Origin of the sequence: Oceanirhabdus sp. W0125-5 (assembly GCF_027938815.1) — a bacterium.
Lineage (GTDB): Bacteria > Bacillota > Clostridia > Clostridiales > Clostridiaceae > Oceanirhabdus.
Genome location: NZ_CP115913.1, coordinates 1,623,239 through 1,644,471, shown reverse-complemented (window position 1 = coordinate 1,644,471; position 21,233 = coordinate 1,623,239). Strand labels below are relative to the sequence as shown.

General features: G+C 31.2%; 14 protein-coding genes. 1 reads left to right on the top strand and 13 read right to left on the bottom strand.

The genetic code is table 11. From position 1 onward, the window contains the following. Nucleotides 1-4 precede the first annotated feature (4 nt). From OW730_RS07800 to OW730_RS07780, 5 genes are all read right to left on the bottom strand, one after another. A complete protein-coding gene (locus OW730_RS07800) occupies nucleotides 5-2,398 on the bottom strand; it encodes a COG1361 S-layer family protein (RefSeq protein WP_271228487.1) in 2,394 nt (797 codons plus the stop codon). Next, nucleotides 2,379-3,107, bottom strand: coding sequence for an ABC transporter ATP-binding protein (locus OW730_RS07795; protein WP_271228486.1), 729 nt, complete (start codon nucleotides 3,105-3,107; stop codon nucleotides 2,379-2,381). The genes OW730_RS07800 and OW730_RS07795 overlap by 20 nt, the downstream gene beginning before the upstream one ends. Before the next feature lie 87 nt (nucleotides 3,108-3,194). After that, the gene (locus OW730_RS07790; protein WP_271228485.1) at nucleotides 3,195-3,668 is read right to left on the bottom strand and encodes an SLAP domain-containing protein; all 474 of its coding nucleotides are present in this window, start codon (nucleotides 3,666-3,668) and stop codon (nucleotides 3,195-3,197) included. Between the two features lie 106 nt (nucleotides 3,669-3,774). Beyond that, on the bottom strand, nucleotides 3,775-6,333 hold the full coding sequence (locus OW730_RS07785; RefSeq protein WP_271228484.1) for a hypothetical protein: 2,559 nt from the start codon (nucleotides 6,331-6,333) through the stop codon (nucleotides 3,775-3,777). A gap of 68 nt (nucleotides 6,334-6,401) precedes the next feature. Then, nucleotides 6,402-7,706, bottom strand: a complete 1,305-nt coding sequence (locus tag OW730_RS07780; protein WP_271228483.1) for a hypothetical protein — start codon at nucleotides 7,704-7,706, stop codon at nucleotides 6,402-6,404. 694 nt (nucleotides 7,707-8,400) lie between these two features. Here OW730_RS07780 and OW730_RS07775 point away from each other — a divergent pair. Continuing rightward, on the top strand, nucleotides 8,401-9,438 hold the full coding sequence (locus OW730_RS07775; RefSeq protein WP_271228482.1) for a PTS transporter subunit IIC: 1,038 nt from the start codon (nucleotides 8,401-8,403) through the stop codon (nucleotides 9,436-9,438). A 495-nt stretch (nucleotides 9,439-9,933) separates the two neighbouring features. Here OW730_RS07775 and OW730_RS07770 read toward each other — a convergent pair whose 3' ends face one another. From OW730_RS07770 to OW730_RS07735, 8 genes are all read right to left on the bottom strand, one after another. After that, nucleotides 9,934-10,788, bottom strand: coding sequence for a DegV family protein (locus OW730_RS07770; RefSeq protein WP_271228481.1), 855 nt, complete (start codon nucleotides 10,786-10,788; stop codon nucleotides 9,934-9,936). 151 nt (nucleotides 10,789-10,939) lie between these two features. After that, nucleotides 10,940-12,277 (bottom strand): DNA polymerase Y family protein, encoded by a 1,338-nt coding sequence (locus tag OW730_RS07765; protein WP_271228480.1) that lies wholly within the window; start codon nucleotides 12,275-12,277, stop codon nucleotides 10,940-10,942. A 477-nt stretch (nucleotides 12,278-12,754) separates the two neighbouring features. Further along, on the bottom strand, nucleotides 12,755-13,615 hold the full coding sequence (locus tag OW730_RS07760) for a decaprenyl-phosphate phosphoribosyltransferase (protein WP_271228479.1): 861 nt from the start codon (nucleotides 13,613-13,615) through the stop codon (nucleotides 12,755-12,757). Nucleotides 13,616-13,718: 103 nt separating this feature from the next. Then, complete coding sequence (locus OW730_RS07755; RefSeq protein WP_271228478.1) at nucleotides 13,719-14,621, bottom strand: hypothetical protein; 903 nt, start codon at nucleotides 14,619-14,621, stop codon at nucleotides 13,719-13,721. Nucleotides 14,622-14,680: 59 nt separating this feature from the next. Then, nucleotides 14,681-16,156, bottom strand: a complete 1,476-nt coding sequence (locus OW730_RS07750; protein WP_271228477.1) for an MBOAT family O-acyltransferase — start codon at nucleotides 16,154-16,156, stop codon at nucleotides 14,681-14,683. Nucleotides 16,157-16,357: 201 nt separating this feature from the next. After that, nucleotides 16,358-17,590: a serine hydroxymethyltransferase gene (gene glyA, locus OW730_RS07745; protein WP_271228476.1), complete on the bottom strand. Its 1,233-nt coding sequence runs from the start codon at nucleotides 17,588-17,590 to the stop codon at nucleotides 16,358-16,360. 205 nt (nucleotides 17,591-17,795) lie between these two features. After that, nucleotides 17,796-18,308: a GNAT family N-acetyltransferase gene (locus tag OW730_RS07740; RefSeq protein ID WP_271228475.1), complete on the bottom strand. Its 513-nt coding sequence runs from the start codon at nucleotides 18,306-18,308 to the stop codon at nucleotides 17,796-17,798. A gap of 394 nt (nucleotides 18,309-18,702) precedes the next feature. Further along, nucleotides 18,703-21,051 (bottom strand): sensor domain-containing protein, encoded by a 2,349-nt coding sequence (locus OW730_RS07735; protein WP_271228474.1) that lies wholly within the window; start codon nucleotides 21,049-21,051, stop codon nucleotides 18,703-18,705. Nucleotides 21,052-21,233 lie beyond the last annotated feature (182 nt).

Genomic DNA, 21,233 nt, shown 5'->3' with positions numbered 1-21,233 from the left:
TAAACTATTCATCTAGCTCCATTTCCTTTTTTCTTTTTCTTTTCTTAGCAGCTCTAACAATAATGATTACAACAATCAGTACTACTACACCACCAATAGCAAGCTTAACCCATGGGAATCCTTGTTTCTCACCAAGTGATTTATTATTCATATCTGGAGGATAGACACCACCACTATTATTATTGTTGTTATTAATTTCCGGCATTTTTACTTCAAAACCATTAGTTTTTATTTCTACTTTCTTTTCAACTATATCTCCACTTGGCTCCTCATAGCTGAATATGAATGTTCCTATGTTTTCTCCTTCTTTAGTAGCAAATAAGTCTACATCATAATACTCTCTTGCTCCTGGTTGAATATTACCAACGTAAGTTGTGGAATTTGATGCGTTGAAATCACCTTCAATTTTAACAGTAAAGTTAGCAAGATCTATCTTTCCTGTATTACTTATATCAATATCAAGTCTTATAGGCTCTCCAATTCCAATTTGTTCAGGAACATTAATATCTGATGTCATGAACTTAGATTGCTGTCTTACTGGTATACCAATTAGATCTGTTGCACTGTATTGAGTTCCTTTTTCATCTTCATATTCCATCTTTACATCTATTGTGTACGTTTTAGATTTAGCATCTGGTATAGTGAACATAGTAATATTCATCTCAGATTCATTCTTTGGAGTTATCTCATCAATAAAGAATGTGTTACTGCTGTTAACTGGTGAGAATACACTTCCAGTTTTTTCACTACTCTCATGTGTAGTAAGTGTGATCTTTATATTTCTAACAGTCTTATCTCTATGAGTGTTTAAGAAAGCTAAATTTAAGTCAAACTCTTGTCCAGCCTTAACCATCATAGGCTCTGGAGTATATTTACTTATTATAATCTTAGGTACACTTGTGTTACCGTCTGTTTTTTCACTATAAACCACATAACCAGAATCTATATTCTTATTACCATAAGTAACTTTTATAGCAATTGTTTTGTTTCCTTCAGTAATATCTTTAAGTGCTCTAAAGTTGAAAGTTGCAACCTTTGTTTCTTTTCCTTCAACTGATCCAATCATAACCATACTTTGTGAATTATTTACTATTCCATCACTTCCTATTGCAGTAACGAATATATTTTCTTCACTCTTATCTCCAAGATTCATAATTGGAACTGTTAATGTAAATTCATCTTCACCTTTTAAAACTCTCTTAGACGCTTTAATCTCTCCAATTAATAAGTTAGATGTTTGCTTGCTTACCTTAACGTAATAGTTTTCAAAGAATTCCTTAACATCCCCGTAAGTATTCTTATAACTTACTTTAACTTTAATTGGATAATTTCCTGTTTGTAGATCTTCAAAACTTGTTAATTTTAAAGTTACTTCTTTCTTTTCATTTGCATTTATCTCATCAATATAAATTGTATTTGATTCTCTATTTATAACCTTGTCTCCACTTAATTCAGGAAGTTCTATTTTAACATTTGTTATTTTCTCATCTCCTGAATTTGCTAATTGTAACTGTATATCAAAGTCTTGTCCAGAAACTAAATTTGAAGTTTGGTTTAGTTTCTTAAGCTCAACACTTTCATTCTTATCATTAGCAATAACTTTTATATATGCAACTATTTTATTTTGTTCCCATCTATCTTTATACTCATTCTCATATGAGTAATTAATCTCTATTGGGTAAACTCCAGACTTAACTCCATCTTTCACATTAACCTTGTAAGTGATTTTTGAAGTCTTACCTGATTCTAAAGACTCAATTCTCTTAATTGGAGATAATTCTCCAAGCTCAAATATTTCATTACTTTTAAGTAAAGCTTCAAAGGCAATATTTTTTGCATTATAATCTGATTTATTTTCTACCTCTAAAGTTACATCCTTAAATTCTCCGCTGTAAGCAACAGGTAATTCTCCATTTTTTAATATCAAGTTAGGCTTGTAATTTTTAGAATCTCCTGTGCTCCCACTAACATCTCCAGTGTCTGGAACAGCTTTTAATTGAATATAGAATGATTTTGTTTGTTCTGTAAAATTATTTTCCGTTGTATATGTTACCTTAAATCCTGCTCTAGTGCTTTCTCCACCATTATATATTAACATAATTGCTGGTACAACCTCAGCAGAACCTTCATTTATGTCCCCAATCTCCAATACATTTGATTGGTTGATTGTATGATATGATCCATATGTATATTCAACTTTAACATTTTCCATCTTTTCACCTAGATTGTTTGTTATCTTGAATCCTACACCAAATCTATCACCTTTATGTATTTCTTCTCTTGGATATACTAAATCTTCAATTACTACCTCTTTTTTACCATCAGCAAACACACTGTTAAAAGGGATTATTGCCAATAGCATAATCAATGATAAAATACTAGCTATTCGTTGTTTCAACTTTATTCCTCCCTGCAATCTCATCTTTCACTTCAATTTTTTGAACATCACCATCTCTAACATGTATTACTTTATCTGCAAAGATACACGTTTCCGGATCATGTGTTACGATTATTAATGTTTGATTCTTTTCCTTTGCCATATCTACAATCATCTTTAATACTTCCATTGTAGTCTTTGTATCCAAGTTTCCAGTAGGCTCGTCCGCAAAAACAATTTCCGGAGAATGAACAAAAGCTCTTGCTATAGATACCCTCTGTTGTTGTCCTCCACTCATTTCACTAGGCTTATGATGAAGTCTGTCACCTAACCCAACATCCTTCAATATTTTCCCAGCCATTTTATTTCTTTTCCTCTTAGAACAACCACCGAAGATTAACGGCATGGCCACATTTTCTATAGCAGTTAAACTTGTTAACAAATTATATGATTGAAAAACAAACCCTACATTCTCTTGTCTAAATTTTGTAACTTGTTTTTCATTCATTTTCTCAATATGCTTACCCTTTATTATTATTTCACCTCTAGTGGGTTTTTCAAGTCCAGCTACCATATTCAACAATGTTGACTTACCTGATCCTGAGGTACCAAGAATACAACATATTTCTCCTTTATTAATAGAAAGGTCAATAGAATTTAAGGCCACTACCTTTTCTTTTCCCATTCTATAGACCTTTCTAAGACCTTTTATTTTAATAATCTCGTTCAATCTTTCACCCCCTCTAACTATTATATTGCCATTATAAAGAAAAAAAATTACAAAATGGTTACGATAATATTAATAATCCCTTAACAATTAGTATGTTAATTTGAACCCCTCTAATATTTCTATATTATCTTCCACTTCACAATATATATCTACAACCTTAGCCTCATCTTTCTTTACTAAATCATCTGAAGTAAATTCACCTGAAAATACTTTATTTCCTTCCTCATCTAATAATCTTAAAGGAAATTCATCTAAATTAAACTTATCCCTCTCTCCATTAAATACAATTACTTTACCAAAAATTTTATTTTCTTTTTTTTCTATAGAATTTAATATCGATAAGCTAACATCATTTCTTTGATTTACTATAGCATTATTTAAAAACTTCTCTATAATATCACTATTTATATCATCTTTATATTTATCTACATAATATTGTAATAACTCATCATCGCTCATTTTAAAGTTATATTTTAATTCTCTATTTGTATCTTGTTTCGTATCTATTATTAAATTTTCTTTTGAATCCTTAATACTTATTCTGTTATTATTTATAATCATTTTTTTCTCCTTTTTATAGTATTTCTTATATTGAATTTTATCAGACCATGATAAATTAATCAATAAAAAAAAGGAAGGGTTAAACCCTTCCTTAATATACTTATTATTACTCTACAACCTTAACAGTTACATTAAGTTTGTCTGTTCCTTGTAATAATGTAGCTGTGAATGAAGTATCTTTTTCAAGATCTTTGTTCACTGTGAAGTTTTGTCCATTTATAGAGAACTCAACTGTATCATCACTTGGCTTAGTAGCTGTTAAGTAGTCGTACTCATCAGCAGCTAAAGCATGCTTAACACCATATTGGTCAACTTGCTCGATGTAAGACTTGATTGACTCAACAATCTTAGCAGCTGTAGCATCTGCTTCTTTAATGTAGATAACAGTCTTATCTTTCTTAATCTTAGTTTCAACCATCTTAGGAGCTTCTTCCTTAAGCTTGATTGATTTAGAGATTGTACCATTATTATGCTTTGTGAAGATTAGAACTGCTAAATCTTTTTCATCATCCTTATCTTCTGCTTTTCCAAGCTCAGCATTTTTACCCATGATCTTACCAGCTACAGTAGTATCATCAATGTATGTGTCACTGAAGTTGATGATGTAGTCAGTATCAGCTTTTAATGCAATCTCCTTACCTGAAGAAGTTTTACCAAATACACTGTAAGCTTTAGCGTAATCATTTGTTACAGTTGAACCAGTTGTACCATTGTAAAGAACCTCTGGTAATTCAACATCGTAAGATGCGATATCATCAGCAGAAACTGTCTCTAAAGCAAAGTCATAAGTGAATAATACTTTATCTGCACCTTTTTTATTGAACTTAAGAGCAAATCCTTTTTTACCAGTCTTTGCACCAGTGAATGTTATAGTACTATCAGCAACGATTGCACTAGAAGTTGTAGCTTCATTTCCTTCAAGAGTTACGTCTTTGTCATCAGCATTAGTTGCTTCAACTTTAAGCTCGTATGCTGCGAAGAAATCTTCTGCTTCCATTTCTCTTCCATATTGATCTGTGATAACTAAGTTATCTTCATCAATTGTAGTTTCAGCACCTTTAGTCATTAATTTAGTCATATCTTTAAGAGAGATCTCTTGAGCTACAGCAGCAGCTTTAACAGTTATTCTCTTATTGATTACTTGTCCAGATGGAGTTACAACCATAACTGTAGCAGGAATATCTACATTGTTATTAACAGTTGTTAACTTTAATGTTGCTTTAGAAGTTTCGTAGTCATATCCAAATGCGAAAGTACCATTACTTGAAGTTATTTGGAATCCTTCTACTGAAGCTAAAGCTTTCTTATCAGCTTCTGATAATTCTTTACCATTTTGGTCGTAAGCATTGAATTTGAACTCAATAGTCTCACCAGCTACGATTAGATCTTCTGGTAATTCTAACTCAAACTTGTCAAGCTTAGATTTTTCAGAGATTGAAATCTTTTGAACTGCAGTGTTACCATTAGCATTAGCTACAACTCTTAATTCTAAGTCCATTGCAGTAATGTTAGTTCCAGCAGCTAATTCAACATATAACTTATCGTCATGCTTCTTAATCTTTTCAGCTGTTACTTTAAGGATTGAATCAGCAATTACAAATGTAGCTTGCTCTTCAACAGCAGTTTCGCTTGTAATAGCGTTACCATATTGGTCTTCAGCTTTGATTTCTACGTATCTTAAACCAGTATCAAGACCAGTATCTACAGTAGCTTCTACCATCTTGTCATCTTTTAATTTATATAATCCACTAAGTTCAACTTTAGAAACTTTAGCTTCTGCAACTGGAGTCATAACTTTTGAAGCATAAGTTCCAGTGTTTGTATCAATGATTGTTACTGTGAAAGGAATCTTTAATGCTACAGCATTGTCAGAAACATAGTATTCGTTCTTTGCTTCATCTCTAGCATCTAATGTTACAGTAACTTTAGGTGATTCATTTTTCATTGTTTCACCATATTGGTTTTTAACTTTGTAATCAACAGTTACGTATTGCTTTTCCTCAGTACCAACTGTTACATGAGTAACAGGAGCTTTATCTCCAAGAATTTCAATAGTAGTAACTTTCTCATCTTTAGCTGAGAATGTGCTCTTAGCAGCATCTCCTTCTAAATCAGTACCTTTAACAGTTACTGTGTAATCACCTTCGCTGATGATTCCTAAAAGGTTGATAGTAGCTTCAGTTTTTTCATCATTCCACTCAACTGAATCTTGGTTTCTTACGATTGATCCTTTTTTAACTTCGAAAGAAGCTTTATCAGTATCAACCGCATCGCTAAAAGCTACTTTAATTTTCTTAACTCCTACTGGGCTGATGTCAACTATGTTGAATCCTTCAGTAACTTCTTCACCGTCTCCAGCTTCGTAGTTAACTGTTCCGTCAGCTGTTACGTAAGCAACTGCTGGGATAACTGAAGCGTCAGCTAAGTTTGATCCATCGTTGTTGAACCATTTATTGTTGAATTTTACGAAAATCTTATCGATATTTCCTTTTAATGCTTCTTGAATTTCCTTAATGTTTTCTACGTTGTTAGCATACTCTAATGAAAATGCTTTCTCACCGATAACAACTGATTGAGTTGGCATAGCAGCTAATGCTGGCATAGCAGTTGTTCCAGCTAACATTACAGCAGCTAAAACTGAAGTACCTATTTTTTTACCCTTCATATCTAAACCCTCCATTTTAATTCGTAATTTATAAATAAATTTCTTAATTAACTTTTTTTAATTTCAAACTACTTGATTGTAGTTTCAACTTCGCTTAATAATGCATCATTAGCATCAAATAATTGAACCTTGATAGTATCTCCAACAGCTGGCTTAGGGAATACTAAAGTAGCTTCGTTAATTTTAGCAGCTTCTGAAGTAATCTCTTCTCCATCTTTGAATACTCTGTAAGTAGCAACGTCACTGTCTTCGTTTGATACAGTAATGTTAGCTCCGAACATTGGAGTTGTATCTAGTACAGCTTCAACAGCGTACTCTTTAACTTCTTTCTCTTCAATTGAGAAAGAACCTTCTCCACCTACTGTAGTAGCAGCTTCTCCAACTAATGCATTGTTAGCATCGAAGAATTTAACTACGATATCATCACCAGCAGCTGGCTTAGGGAATACTAAAGTAGCTTCGTTAACTTTAGCAGCTTCTGAAGTAATCTCAGCTCCATCTTTGAATATTCTGTAAGTAGCAACTTCTGCGCTTTCAGTAGCAACAGTCATGTTAGCTCCGAACATTGGAGTTGTATCTAATTCAGTTGTGAAAGAAACTTCTGTTCCAGCAACTTCTTTAGCTTCAACAATTGTAAGTTTGTAGTTTTGACGCTTTTCAGCTCCTGGAGCTTTTGCCCAAACGTCTAATAATAATTTTTTACCTTCAACAAGCTTAACTGTTAATTCTTCAGCAGTCCAAGCTTCCTTGTCAGCGTCAGTTAAAGCTTCTCCATCTTTATTGAACCACTCGTTTCCAACTGGATCCCAAGCAAATGCAACATACTCAGTTCCTTCTGGCATACCTTTGATTCCTTTAACAGTTAATTCGCTTCCGTTTTGAGTGAACTCAATATCACCATCAGCGTTTAAGTCAACTGTTTCATTTGGAGTTATTTTGTAGAAGTGGTAAGAATCATATCCTTCCATTCTTCCAGTCTCTGCATCAACCTCTTTGTACTTAGTAAGGTCTTCGTTAGCAGCTCCTGCTCTCTTAACCCAAATAGAAATTACGTTTTCTCCCTCTTTTAATTCTCCACCAGTTTGTAAGAAATAAGGGATTTTTGCTGGTACTGCTTCACTGTACTCGCCAGCTTTCCAGTTACCTTCTTCATCTCTCATCCAGATTAAGTATTGAACATCGCCTTCGTAATCAGAAGTAACGAAAACTCCTTCTTTGTCCCCTACTTGTACTCTTTCGTGGTCAGAGAAATTCCAGTTAATTGATGGTTTTTCAACTGCTGTACCTTCAGCTTTAACTGGCATTGTTGCAGTAGCACCTGCAACCATTAAACCAGCTAATATTAAGCTGATTTTTCTTTTAATCGCCTTCATCGTAGTCCCCTCCTGTTTTAAATATATATTTGTTTATTTTGGTTAGCATGTCTATAATAGCTTGTACCAATTGTCAACCATTCCTACCGTTGCATTCAACTGATGCAAGTCATTATTATCCCATTATAGGAATATCATGCTCATTATATTATATATTACATATCCATTTTAAGTCAACACTTAATATCACTCTGATTATAATCATTGGGTGATTATTGTCTATACATAATAAATAACGAAGCAATTCAATTTTGGTTGCAATTTTTTTAATTTTTTTTTTTAATTTCTTAGAAAGCTACTTTTTCTTACTTTCTTCACACATTATTAAATACGTTAAGCCTTAAATTTTAGTTGCACTTTTTTTAAACTTTTTTTAAAACTTTTTTGAAACCTCTTTAATAATGATTCTTTTTGTTGTTTTTTCACACATTTATAAATACGAGCAATTTAAATTTTAGTTGCACTTTTTTATAAACTTTTTTATTTTTTTCTTTTTACTTAATTATAATTGTTTTTCCTATTCTTTGGAACACATATATAAATACGTGGACATATAAATTTTAGTTGCATATTTTTTTAATTTTTTTTTAGTAGATATTTTTTTCTTTACTACTATAGAAAACCTTGTTATACTTTTAGTGTATATACAGCTGTGTATATTACTTGTTCTTTTTTAATAAGAAGGAGGGATTTTATGAATAACAAATCTGAAATTAATTCAGGTTCTAATTTCTTTAAGAATATCCTGAATAGATATTTTATAACAGGTTTAAGTTTTATGGCCTTAGGTTTATTTTCTTCATTAATTATTGGATTAATTTTATCACAGTTATCTCAAATACCTTATTTAGGATTTCTTAAAGAATTTTCAGCAATAATAGGAGCAAAATCTCCTGTTGTTGGAGCTGCTATAGGATGTGCAATAGCTTATGGTTTTAAAATGCCTCCTTTAGTAATTTTCTCATCAGTAGCCACCGGAGCATTCGGGTACTCTCTGGGAGGACCTGTTGGAGCCTTTGTCGCTGCTGTAGTTGGTGCTGAATTCGGAAATTTAGTGAGTGGTAAAACAAAAGTAGATATTGTTGTAGTTCCAATGACTACTATAATATTAGGTTCCTTAGCAGGAAAATTTGTTGGACCACCTATCTCTGAATTTATGCTCTATCTTGGAAATGTAATTGATGTAACAACAAAACTCCACCCTATTCCAATGGGTATTCTTGTTGCAGCTTTAATGGGAATGTTCTTAACTGCCCCTATAAGCAGTGCGGCAATTGCAATTTCACTTGGAATGGATGGTTTAGCAGCTGGAGCAGCTACAGTTGGCTGTTGTGCTCAAATGGTTGGATTTGCTGTTATGAGTTATAGAGTCAATGGAGTTGGAGGTTTAATTTCACAAGGACTTGGAACCTCAATGTTACAAGTTCCTAACATAGTTAAGAAGCCTCAAATATGGATACCGCCAATACTTGCAGGTGCAATACTTGGTCCTATATCAACTTACGTATTACAAATGACAAATAACAAATTAGGTGCTGGAATGGGTACAAGCGGATTAGTAGGTCAATTTGGTACATGGGCTTCAATGAGCTCAACAACACCACCTGGACAATTGTTAGCTATGATTCTAATAATGCAGATAATCGCACCAGCCTTATTGACACTTGGATTTTATTATATAATGAAAAAGATGAATTGGATTAAAGACGAATATCTTGCTTTGGATCTTTAGAATAGAGAGTCATGATGGGAGCTTTAGAAGACTCTTTGAATAAAAAATTAAAATCAAATGTATAATGTATAATTGATAATGTATAATGATTGATGGTTCTGCCTTTGTGGGCAGAACCTTTATTTTATTGTTCTTTAGACTAAGTGATTTTACTCATTTTATCTTCGATAAAATATTGTATTTGTAATACAACTATTTTTCTTAACACTTCACTATTACTCAATCTTTTAGAATAAAACAAAAAAGTTGGTGACATTTAATAACTTGTCACCAACTTTTTTTTGTTTTTAATTAATCTTCTATTACATTTTAAACTTTTATTCTATCGTAATCTTTTAATTATTTTCTAAAGACAAAACTATTTATTTAAAATACAATGTTTCATTCCAAATGAAACAAGTAACATCACATTATCTAAAGAACAAGAAGATTAAAATTTCTCGAAGAGAAATGTCCTTCATTCTCCATTGTACATTATCCATTATCCATTACGGTTTAAAGTTCTATCGCTCCTATCCCAACAAACCCTGGTCCACTATGCACCCCTGCAACAGGGCTGATTGTTCCTAAAAGTTCAACGCATCCTTTGTTTAATTTATCACTGTATTCTTTAATACTCTTATATATTTTCTCAGCTTCTGCTTTTGCTTGACCATCCATAATACATATTTTACAGTTCTTATCTATCATTTCTTTTCCAATGTCTATTATTTTCTTTAGGGATTGTTTTCTTCCTCTAACTTTAGCATAAGTAAAATACTTTCCATCATCCCCTACAGATACTATAGGCTTAATATTAAGCAATTCTCCTATTGTACCTGAGACTTTTCCTATTCTTCCACCTCTTATAAGATACTCAAGTGTTTCAAAAACAAAAAATAATTTAATTTTACTTCTCAGATTAGGAAGTTCATTTACTATATCATCAAACTTCACTCCATCTTTCACCATTTTGCCTACCTCCTGAAGAATTGCTCCTTCTCCAAGAGAGATACTTTTTGAATCATAGATACAGCTCTGAATTTTATCTTTATATTCATGACTAACAAGTTTCAATGCATTAAACACACCTGAAAGTCCACTAGACAATGTTATTGCAATAGCATGGGTATATCCTTCATAAACCAATCTTTCATAAAGTGTATACATATCCTGCATGGATGGAAGAGAAGTTGTTGGCTGCTCAGTTTTTAGAGAATTATATACATATTCTGGATCTATATCAACCCCATCTCTATATTCTCTATCTTTATATATAATTCTAAAGGGCAGTACATTTATATTAAACGCATCTATTATATTATTTGTAAGGTCACACGCACTATCAGTAATTATTGCTATTTTTTCCATCTAAAGTTCCCCCTTATTCATTTTTATAGATAACTTTTTTCAAAGTTTAATTCACGCAAGTAATTTAATTATATTATTATTCAAAAGACTTATAAATTGAATCTCTTTAGTATATAATAACATTTTTCGACATTTATGTCACTATGGCATACTACAGTATGCTGCTCATCACTGGGTAGCTTTCCGCTCCTGCTCCTCCACGTATTGGCTTAAGTCCACTATGAATAAACTTAGCTCTAACAACAGAACCTGTTCCATATTTTATCCTTATATCATCAATTACCGAATCAAGATTTTCTTTTTTCTTTATATCTTTATAATCAAATAATGTTAATTGACGATTCTTCGCTGACGACAGATGTGATAATCGTATTCCAAGATGCCTTATAGCTTCACCTTTCCACATATCATCAAACAACCTTATCACTTCTTTATATATCTCATCTGTACAATTAGTTTCATATGACAGAACCCTCTGATGACTATAATTCATAAACTCGCTATTTCTTATTGAAACCGTTATACACTTGCATATATTTCCTGAATCTCTAAGTCTCATACTACAAGTTTCAACTAAAGACATCAGTACCATATGAGCTTCTTCTTTATTATCAACATCAAATGATATGGTAGTGGAATTTCCTAAACCCTTCATCTCTATATAGTTTTCTCTTCTTACTAAAGAATTATCTATACCATTTGCATATTTCCAAACTAATTCTCCATGACTTTTCATTCTTTCTTTAAGTACACCAATCTCACACTGTGCCAATTCACCAATAGTATTAATTCCAATAGTTTTTAATTTTTTCTCTGTTGCCCTACCTACCATAAATAATTCCCTCACAGGCAATGGCCAAAGCTTGTTCTCAATCTCATGAGGAAAAAGCGTTGTAGCTGCATCTGGTTTCTTAAGTTCTGACCCCATCTTTGCTAAAAGTTTATTATTGGAGACTCCTATACTCACTGTAAATCCCAGTTCCTCTTTTATTCTTTCCTTAATCTTTATTGCAAGTGCATATGGGTCTTTTTTAGCCTCTTCATTTTCACTTACATCTAAAAAACATTCATCAATTGAATATCTTTGTATTATAGGTGTATACTCACTAAAAATATCAAACATAGCATTACTGCTCTTAATATAAATATGAAATCTAGGTGGAACCACAGTAAGCTTTGGACATTTTATCCTTGACTCCATTAAAGATTCTCCCGTTTTAATTCCATATTTTTTAGCTGGAATAGATTTCGCTAAAACTATTCCATGCCTGGATTTAGGATCACCTCCCACAACCGAAGGTATTTCTCTTAAATCCACATCCTCCCCATGCTGCAACCTATATACCGCTTCCCAAGATAAAAATGCAGAGTTAGCATCTATATGAAATATTATTCTATTTTTACTGTTCTTTTTAAAAAACAAATCATCTTCATATTTATTATTTCTATATCTATTATCCTTAATGTTATCAAAACTTGCATAACTCATAAAAACAACCACCCTTATAAATTTTCTCCCTATTTATATATTATACACGAACTTAGGTTCTTATTCCAGCGAAGAAAAATATAAAACAAACGGAAAATTGAAAATGGAAAATGGAAAACGTAGGATGTTTCTGCTTCATGGCAGAAACTACATTTTATTGTTCTATAGAATAATAAACTTTTACTCATTTTATCTTTAGATAAAATATTGTATTCATAATGTAATGTTATACTAAAGGTAAAATAGCATAATCTCATCGTTTTAAAACCAATAAAATAAGGTTCTGACCTAAGTCAAAACCCTATTTATAACTTTCTCATTTTCTATTTACAATAAAATTCGTTTTAAACTACAATGTTTCATTTCAAATGAAACGAGTAAATTCTCATCAGCTAAAGAACAACAAAATCAAAATTTCTCGTAGAGAAATATCCATCGTTTTCCACTTTCAACTTTCAATTTTCAATTATATTTTTTCTAAAGCGTCACTGCCCACAAACAAGTAACCAACCACAATATTATATTCACCAAAAAGGGTTTATCTTGAATAAACACTTCTTCTGGAGCTCCGCCCATTTTGTTATTACTTAAAAGCATCTCATATCTTAGAGTTCCGTATATAACGAAAGGAATAGTGTATATCATCCTTGAGTAATCTGTTCCATCTATGCAATATAATATGTAAGTAATTATGGTCAAGCTAAGGAGCATAAGAAGTATTCTATCCACATATTCTTCACTATATTGAGAGAGGGTTTTTCTATGAGTTCCTGCTCCTACCTTTAGAAGGTATAATTCATTTTTTCTCTTTCCAAAGGCTAAGTATAGTGATAAGACTCCTGTACAAATTATTATCCAACTGGAAAGTCTCACTTCTATTGCTACAGCACCTGCTGCTACTCTCAATATAAACCCTGTGGCTATGCTCATAACATCCAATATTGCTATGTTTTTAAGTTTATATGTATATACTATGTTTAACACAGCATATACTATAGTTATATTTAATAGTAAAGGATTAACACTATAGCTTATTCCACATGCAAGGAATATCATAACAACTGCTAATATATACCCTTCCTTAAGAGAAACCTTTCCACTTGCAAGAGGTCTGTTCTTTTTCACTGGATGCATTCTATCCTTTTCAATATCTGAAGCATCATTTATTATGTACACAAAAGATGATACAATACAAAATGCCATAAAGGCTTTTATTGTTAGTAAAATATTATCAGTATGAGTAAAACTTCTTGAAAAAATCAGTGCACAGAATACAAATCCATTTTTTATCCATTGCTTAATCCTAAAAAGCTTTAAATAACTTTTAATCTTCTCCATAATCTTTAATCTCTTTCTTTATATTTTCCCTAAGGGTCGGCTTAAAAATTACTTACCCTTTGTTTCAAAAATGTGAATGGTTCTATCACTTTTTGAAACTACTTTAGGGAAAGTTTATTTTTAAACGATCCCACAGCATCTTCGAGAATTTATCTGCTCCTTTTTTATCTAAATGGGTTATATCCCAAAAATCATCAATGTTGAATCTTTTATCATAAGTATAGTTCAAGTATATTCCCTCTTCTCCTATACTCTTATTAATATAATTATTAAACTCATTCAAATAATCAACTTGATAATCCTCAAGTTCTATCTTTCTTAAAGGAGGCATGACAACAATAACTTTAATATTTTTATCTCTACAGAATTCTAAAATCTTTTCATAATAATCCTTCTGTATATCCTTCATCTCACTCGATCTATTAAAAGTTTTTGTTTGACTCCCTTTTCCATGATAGATAAACTGTCCATTTTCTCTCATAAATGGCCTATTTACATTTTCATTTTTGAATATACTCTCCACTCTTAAAATAAGATTTTTCTGTAAAGTTGTCATTCTAATATTCATGTATTTATTGAAATCAAAAGAGTAATCCTTAATATACTCTTTATCCAAAAGACTCTTATAAACAAAATTTCTTGTATCTGATATAAAAGAGAACTGAAAATAATCCGTTCCTAAGAGTACTACCTTTGGTAACTTATTTTCTTTCTCCAAATATAAGAGTTTGTAATACATTTGATTATATGTATCATTATCATGAGAAAAATTATAAGCGCTTATACCGAACATCTCAGGATTTACCCCTCTATACATCCTGGAATTCCCAAGAATGATCATATTATATTCTTTTTTAATTACATCTTTAAAACTCCGTTCTATCTGCATTTGCATGCTTGGTCCATTAACTTTTAATAATTTTTCTTCAGTGGCACCTATGAATACCTGAAATACCACAACGAACAGAATTATAAATATAGTAAATTTTAATATAAACTTTTTCATATGCGCACCTCTAGATATTCTATGTTGAAAATTGATTTATTTAAATGGATTATTTCCTTCTAAAATTGAAAATACATAAACTGTCCACCTTTAAATACTCCAAAGAAAACTATTATAATCAATATAAAATAATATGCTCCCCATCTCAATAGTATAGGTTTATATTGCATATTTTCTATAGCATCATCTCTTTTACTTATTAGTTGAGCTAGGAAAAGTATTGCCACGCTAATAAATAATATAATTAATTCCTGTTTATCTAGCCCTAAATTTAATACCGTATTCTTAATATATGTTAAACTCTTCATATCACCAAGATTTTTAAAAATGTTCTTGCTTATGTACATTGCATCATTTATAGAATTTCCTCTGAAGAAAATCCATCCATAGCAAACCAGAGAGAATGTTATAATTCTTTGAATCATCCCATGAATCACATTAAGTACTGGTATCTTATCTAATCTTAAACTCCTGAAAATTATATTCTTTACAGGCTTTGTCATTCTACCAATTATAAGATATACACCATGAAGGGCACCCCATATAACAAATGTCCAATTGGTACCGTGCCACAATCCACTAATAAGAAATGTTATAAAAAGATTAAAATATACTCTCCCTATCTTAACTTTATTTCCCCCTAATGGTATGTACACATAATCTTTAAACCAACTTGATAATGAAATATGCCACCTTTTCCAAAATTCACTTATACTTTTTGAGAAATAAGGAGTTTTAAAGTTCTCCATAAGATTAAATCCTAATATTCTTGCTGATCCAATTGCAATATCTGAGTATCCTGAGAAATCACAATATATTTGAATAGCAAAACATACTGTTGCCAATATAAGAGGAAATCCTGAGTAACCTTGTGGCGAATCATACACTTTATCAACAATTACCGCTATTTTATCTGCAATAACCATCTTTTTAAAAAATCCCCACAACATTCTTCTTAATCCGCTCACTACTCTATCATAATCAAATTCATGTTTTTCATAGAATTGAGGCAGCAACCTATCTGATCTCTCAATAGGTCCTGCTACTAATTGTGGAAAGAAAGTCACATATAGTGCAAATATTCCAAAGTTCCTTTCTGCCTTTCTTCTTCCTCTATACACATCAATTGTATAACTCAATGTTTGGAAGGTATAGAAAGATATCCCCATAGGAAGGAATATATCAAAACTTCTTATACTATATTGCAGATTAAATAATTCCACTACAGCCCTTATACTATCATTGAAAAAATTAAAATACTTGAAGAAAAATAATAGTCCTAGATTAGATACTAAACTCAAATATAAAAACTTTTTTCTTTTTTTCTTATCATCCTGCTTTTCCATCATTATACTAGCAAAATAATCAATCACAGTAGATATTATAATTAGTATTATATATTCAGGCTTCAACACCATATAAAAATAGTAACTCGCTCCCAAAAGAAGCGCCCATCTATATTTATGAGGAATAATAAAATATGCTATTGTCACTAATGGAAAAAATATAAAAAACTCAAAACTATTAAAAAGCACACGTATTCCTCCTAAATCTTTTCTTCTTTACAATACAAATTTACTTGCGTAAAATTAAATAAAATATTGGATCTACACTACAATGTTTCATCCCTAATGAAACGAGTAATCTTATCTTGTCTTCTAACCAAATAAAATTTAAATTTCACAGAGTGAAATGTCAATCATTATACATTATCAATTATCCATTATACATTTCTTTTAAACGTATAGTTTTTTATTCTCACAAAGTTTCTTTACTCTCTCTTTCGCTGGAGTAAGGTCATTTTGAGCATTATCTATTGCCCAGGAAATTATGTCTGCAACCTCTATCATATCTTCTTCAACAAATCCTCTTGTTGTAACAGCAGGAGTTCCCATTCTGATTCCGCTTGTTACGAAAGGACTTAATGGTTCAAATGGAATAGTGTTCTTATTTACAGTTATGCCCACTTCGTCCAATAATCTTTCAGCATCTTTACCAGTTATTTTTTTATTTCTTAAATCTACTAGCACTAAATGGTTATCAGTTCCACCTGAAATTATGTCAAAACCTCTTTTCTTAAGTTCTACTGATAAGGTTTCAGCATTTTTTAGAACCTGTTTCATATAAGTTTTAAAATCATCACTCATTGCTTCCTTAAAACAAACTCCTTTAGCAGCAATAACATGACATAAGGGTCCCCCTTGTATACCTGGGAATATACTCTTGTCTATAAGTTTTGCATATTTTTCTTTGCATAGTATAGCTCCTCCTCTTGGGCCTCTTAGTGTCTTATGAGTTGTTGTTGTCACAAAGTCAGCATATGGAACCGGATTTGCATGTACTCCAGCAGCTACAAGTCCTGCAATATGTGCCATATCAACCATTAGATACGCTCCTACTTTATCACAAATTTCTCTGAACTTACTAAAATCAATTGCTCTTGAATATGCACTAGCTCCAGCAACAATCATCTTCGGCTGCTCTTTTATTGCCATTTTCTCAAGCTCATTATAATCTATGTATCCATCACTACCAACACCATATGATATAAAATCATATAGCTTTCCTGAGAAATTCACTGGACTTCCATGAGTAAGGTGTCCTCCATGAGTAAGATTCATTCCCAACACCTTGTTTCCTGGCTCAAGTATAGCAAAGTAAACTCCCATATTTGCCTGTGAACCTGAGTGTGGTTGAACATTTGCATGCTCAGCTCCAAATAATTCTTTCATTCTATCTCTAGCGATATTTTCTACTATATCAACAAATTCACATCCACCATAATATCTCTTATCTGGATATCCTTCAGCATACTTATTAGTAAGTTTTGAACCCATAGCTTCCATAACAGCTTCACTTGTAAAGTTCTCTGAAGCTATAAGTTCAATTTTATCATTCTGTCTTCTCTCTTCATTTTTAATAGCCTCATATATATCCTTATCAAATTTCTTTAAATTTTCCAATGTCATAAAATTTCTCCTCTCTCATATCTCCGCCAATTTCTAATATCAATTAAGCAGACTCTTATTCTTTTGTTTTATTCAAAGTATGTTCCTTCAGTACATTAAATATTCTGAAGCATGAAGAATATTATCATTCTTTATTCTTTCTTCTTTGTATTTCGTATTTCGTATTTTCTTCATCAATAAATTATACCACAAAATCCAGATTTTTTTACTCTAGTCTTAAAACCATCCTTACAAGTTTTATACCTTTTCTCTCAACTTGCTCATCATACTGAAATCCTATTTTCTCATATAATTTTATAGCTCTTTCATTATTATTCAGTACATCTAAATATATATTTTTCATTTTTAATTGTTCAAATGCATACTTACATATGACCCTTATAGCTTCTTTAGCATATCCCTTTCTGAGATATTCCCATTCACCAATAGTCATTCGTCCAAATTCACAACATTTCTCATTAAAGTCAATTGAATAAAGAGCTACACTTCCTATAATTTCTCCATTCTCCTTCACTTTTATTAAAAACATTATATCATCTTGTCTTTCTTTATATCTAGCAAACCAAATCCTTTGTTGTTCTTCATCTATTCCTCCGTTACTTAAAAACCACTTTCTTATTCGCTCATCATTTCTCCATTTCATAATTTTAAAAATATACTCTTCCCTAACACTTACAAGCTCTATTCTATCACCATCTAGAATAATATTTTTATCCATAGAATCCCTTCTCATAAAAATTAAACTTAATATTATTTTATGATTTTAATGGTCTAATGGACACTAAAAAAAGCGCGGCAAACCGCGCTTTAATTGAAAATGGAAAATTGAAAGTTGAAAACGTAGGATGTTTCTGCTCTTTGAGCAGAAACTACATTTTATTGTTCTTTGGATTAAAAAGATTTTACTCATTTTATCTAATATAAAATATTGTATTAAAGCTACAAGGTTTTATAAAAAATAAAACGAGTAAACTCATGTTGTTACTTGAACAATAAGATTAAAATTTCACAGAGTGAAATCTCCATCGTTTTCCACTTTCCGTTTTCAACTTTCCATTTCTATTAAGTTTTCTCTTATTTACTCTCTCACGAAAACTTTTGAATCTTCTTTCTTACAAGTCTCCATTAAAGTATTTACTTTCCACTTCTTCCGGTGAAATTGGCTTACTAAAGAAGTATCCTTGTATAATATCACAGTTCAATTCTTTAAGTATTATTAACTGCTCTTCATTTTCTACCCCTTCTGCAACAACATCCAGGTTAATTTTATGAGCTAGTTGAATTATTCCATCTACAATAGCCTTCTTATTAAGATCATGCTCTATATCATCTATAAATGATTTATCAATTTTTAATATATTGATTGGTAGCTCTTTTAGATAACTTAAGGATGAATAACCTGTTCCAAAGTCATCAAGTGAAATATTAATTCTTCTTTCTCTTAATTGTTTAAGTACCTTAACATTATTATCAAATTCTTTCATTAAAGAATTCTCAGTTATTTCAACTTCTAATAAAGTTGGGCAAACTTCGCAATCAGTAATTATTTTTTCAACCTCTTCTATGAAGTTTTCACCTTGAATCTGCTTTGGTGAAACATTTACTGATATTGAGCCATACTCAAAACCACGTTTTTTCCAGTCATTATTCTGCTTTGTTGCTTTTTCGATTACCCAGTTACCAATTTTACAGATTAATCCTCTTTCCTCAGCCACATCTATGAATTCTAGAGGGGAAACAAATCCTAGTTCTTCACTGTGCCATCTAAGAAGTGCTTCAAACCCAGCAATCTTATTATTATTTATATCTATTTTTGGTTGATATACCAAGTGTAATCCATCATTTTCAAGTGCTTCTCTTAATCCTTTTTCAATTTTATCTCTTCTAATAATATTGTCTCCTAGGTCTTTATCAAAAAATGTATATCTATTTCTACCGCCTCTTTTAGATGCATAAAGTGCTGTATCTACATTTTTAAATATAGTTTCTCTATCACATCCATTATCAGGAAAGACTGCGATTCCTATGCTTAAACGTGTATATATTTCCTTATCTTCTATAGATAAGGGCTTCTTCATAACCTCTCCAAGGTTTCTACAGATACTTGTGATTTCATTTATATCTTCAAATTTATTAATGAGGATGACGTATTCATCTCCTCCTGTTCTAGATATAAGATAATCATTATTCGTTACTTTTCTCAAAATATTTGCTACTTCTATTAAAACTTTATCACCAACTGCATGTCCTAACGTATCATTTATTATTTTAAATTCATCAAGATCTATTGCAATAACAGCACCTTTTGTATTATTCTCATTTGAATTTTTGAGTTCTCTATCTAATGTATTAAAAAACAGTGCTTTATTAGGTAGATTGGTAAGTGTATCATAATTTGCAAGGAATCTAATTTTCTCTTGAAACTCCATTCGCTCACTAATATCAGTAAGTGAACCTATGAATTTAAAAGGTTTCCCTTCATTATCTTTTATCATTTTCCCTTTAAAATATGTCCATTTATATACACCATCAGAAGTTCTCAATCTAAATTCGCTTTTAAAAATCTCTTCCCTATCTTTAATATGCTTGAAATAAGCCCTTAGTATAGTTTTCATATCGTCCTTATGTACTATTTTTTTTAGATACTCCACAAAACTCTCATTATATGAATTATCACAGTTCAAAATAGTGTGCCATCTATCTGATACAAAATACCTGTCAGTATTTATATCCCATTCTAATATTCCATCATTGGTAACTTCTAAAGCTAATTTATATCTTTCTTCGCTATTTCTTAGTTCCTTTTCCCTATCTAAAAGTTCATCATACTGTGCTCTAAGTTCTTCATCAGCAGCTGCTAACTGTGAGTAAACTGCAGAAAGTTCCTCATAACTCTCTTGAATTTTCAATTCACTTTCCATATGATAAGTTATATCTCTAGAAATAGATGAAGTTCCAATAATTTCACCTGTACCATCTTTAACTGGTGATACTGTAAGTGAAACATATATTTCAGAATCATCTTTTCTTTTTCTCTTTGCTTTTAAATTTTTAACCTTATTTCCACTTTTAATCTTCTCTGTTATTTCATTGATTTCACATTCCCTATCTTCTGTATAAAGAATAGATATATACTTCCCTATAACCTCTTCTTTTCTCCATCCATAAATAACCTCTGCCCCATAATTCCAGCTAGTTATATATCCATTTATATCTTTTCCAATAATAGCATCATCTGAATATTTTATTATATCCGCAAATTTCATAGCTCTGCTTTCTGCTAATAAACGTTCTTGTATCTCATCATTCAATTTTTCCTTAACACTATTTATTTCTTCTATTTGCCTTCTCATACTCAATAATCTATATCCTAAATACCCCAGAATTACAATTAAGAGGATTCCCATTGTAATAATTATATGTTTTATGCTCATAAATGCTGTAACCGCTAGTCCAAACATTCTCTAATCCCCTCCTTAAGCATTCCGATTACTTAATCTACATTATTATAAACGGATAGTTTCATTTAATATTATCGTTTATTTTTCTGAATTATTTAGAGATTTTAGATTTTTTCTTAATAATTATTCTTAGTAAATTTCATAAAGAAAGGCACGTTTCACGCGCCTTTCTTTTTTTAATT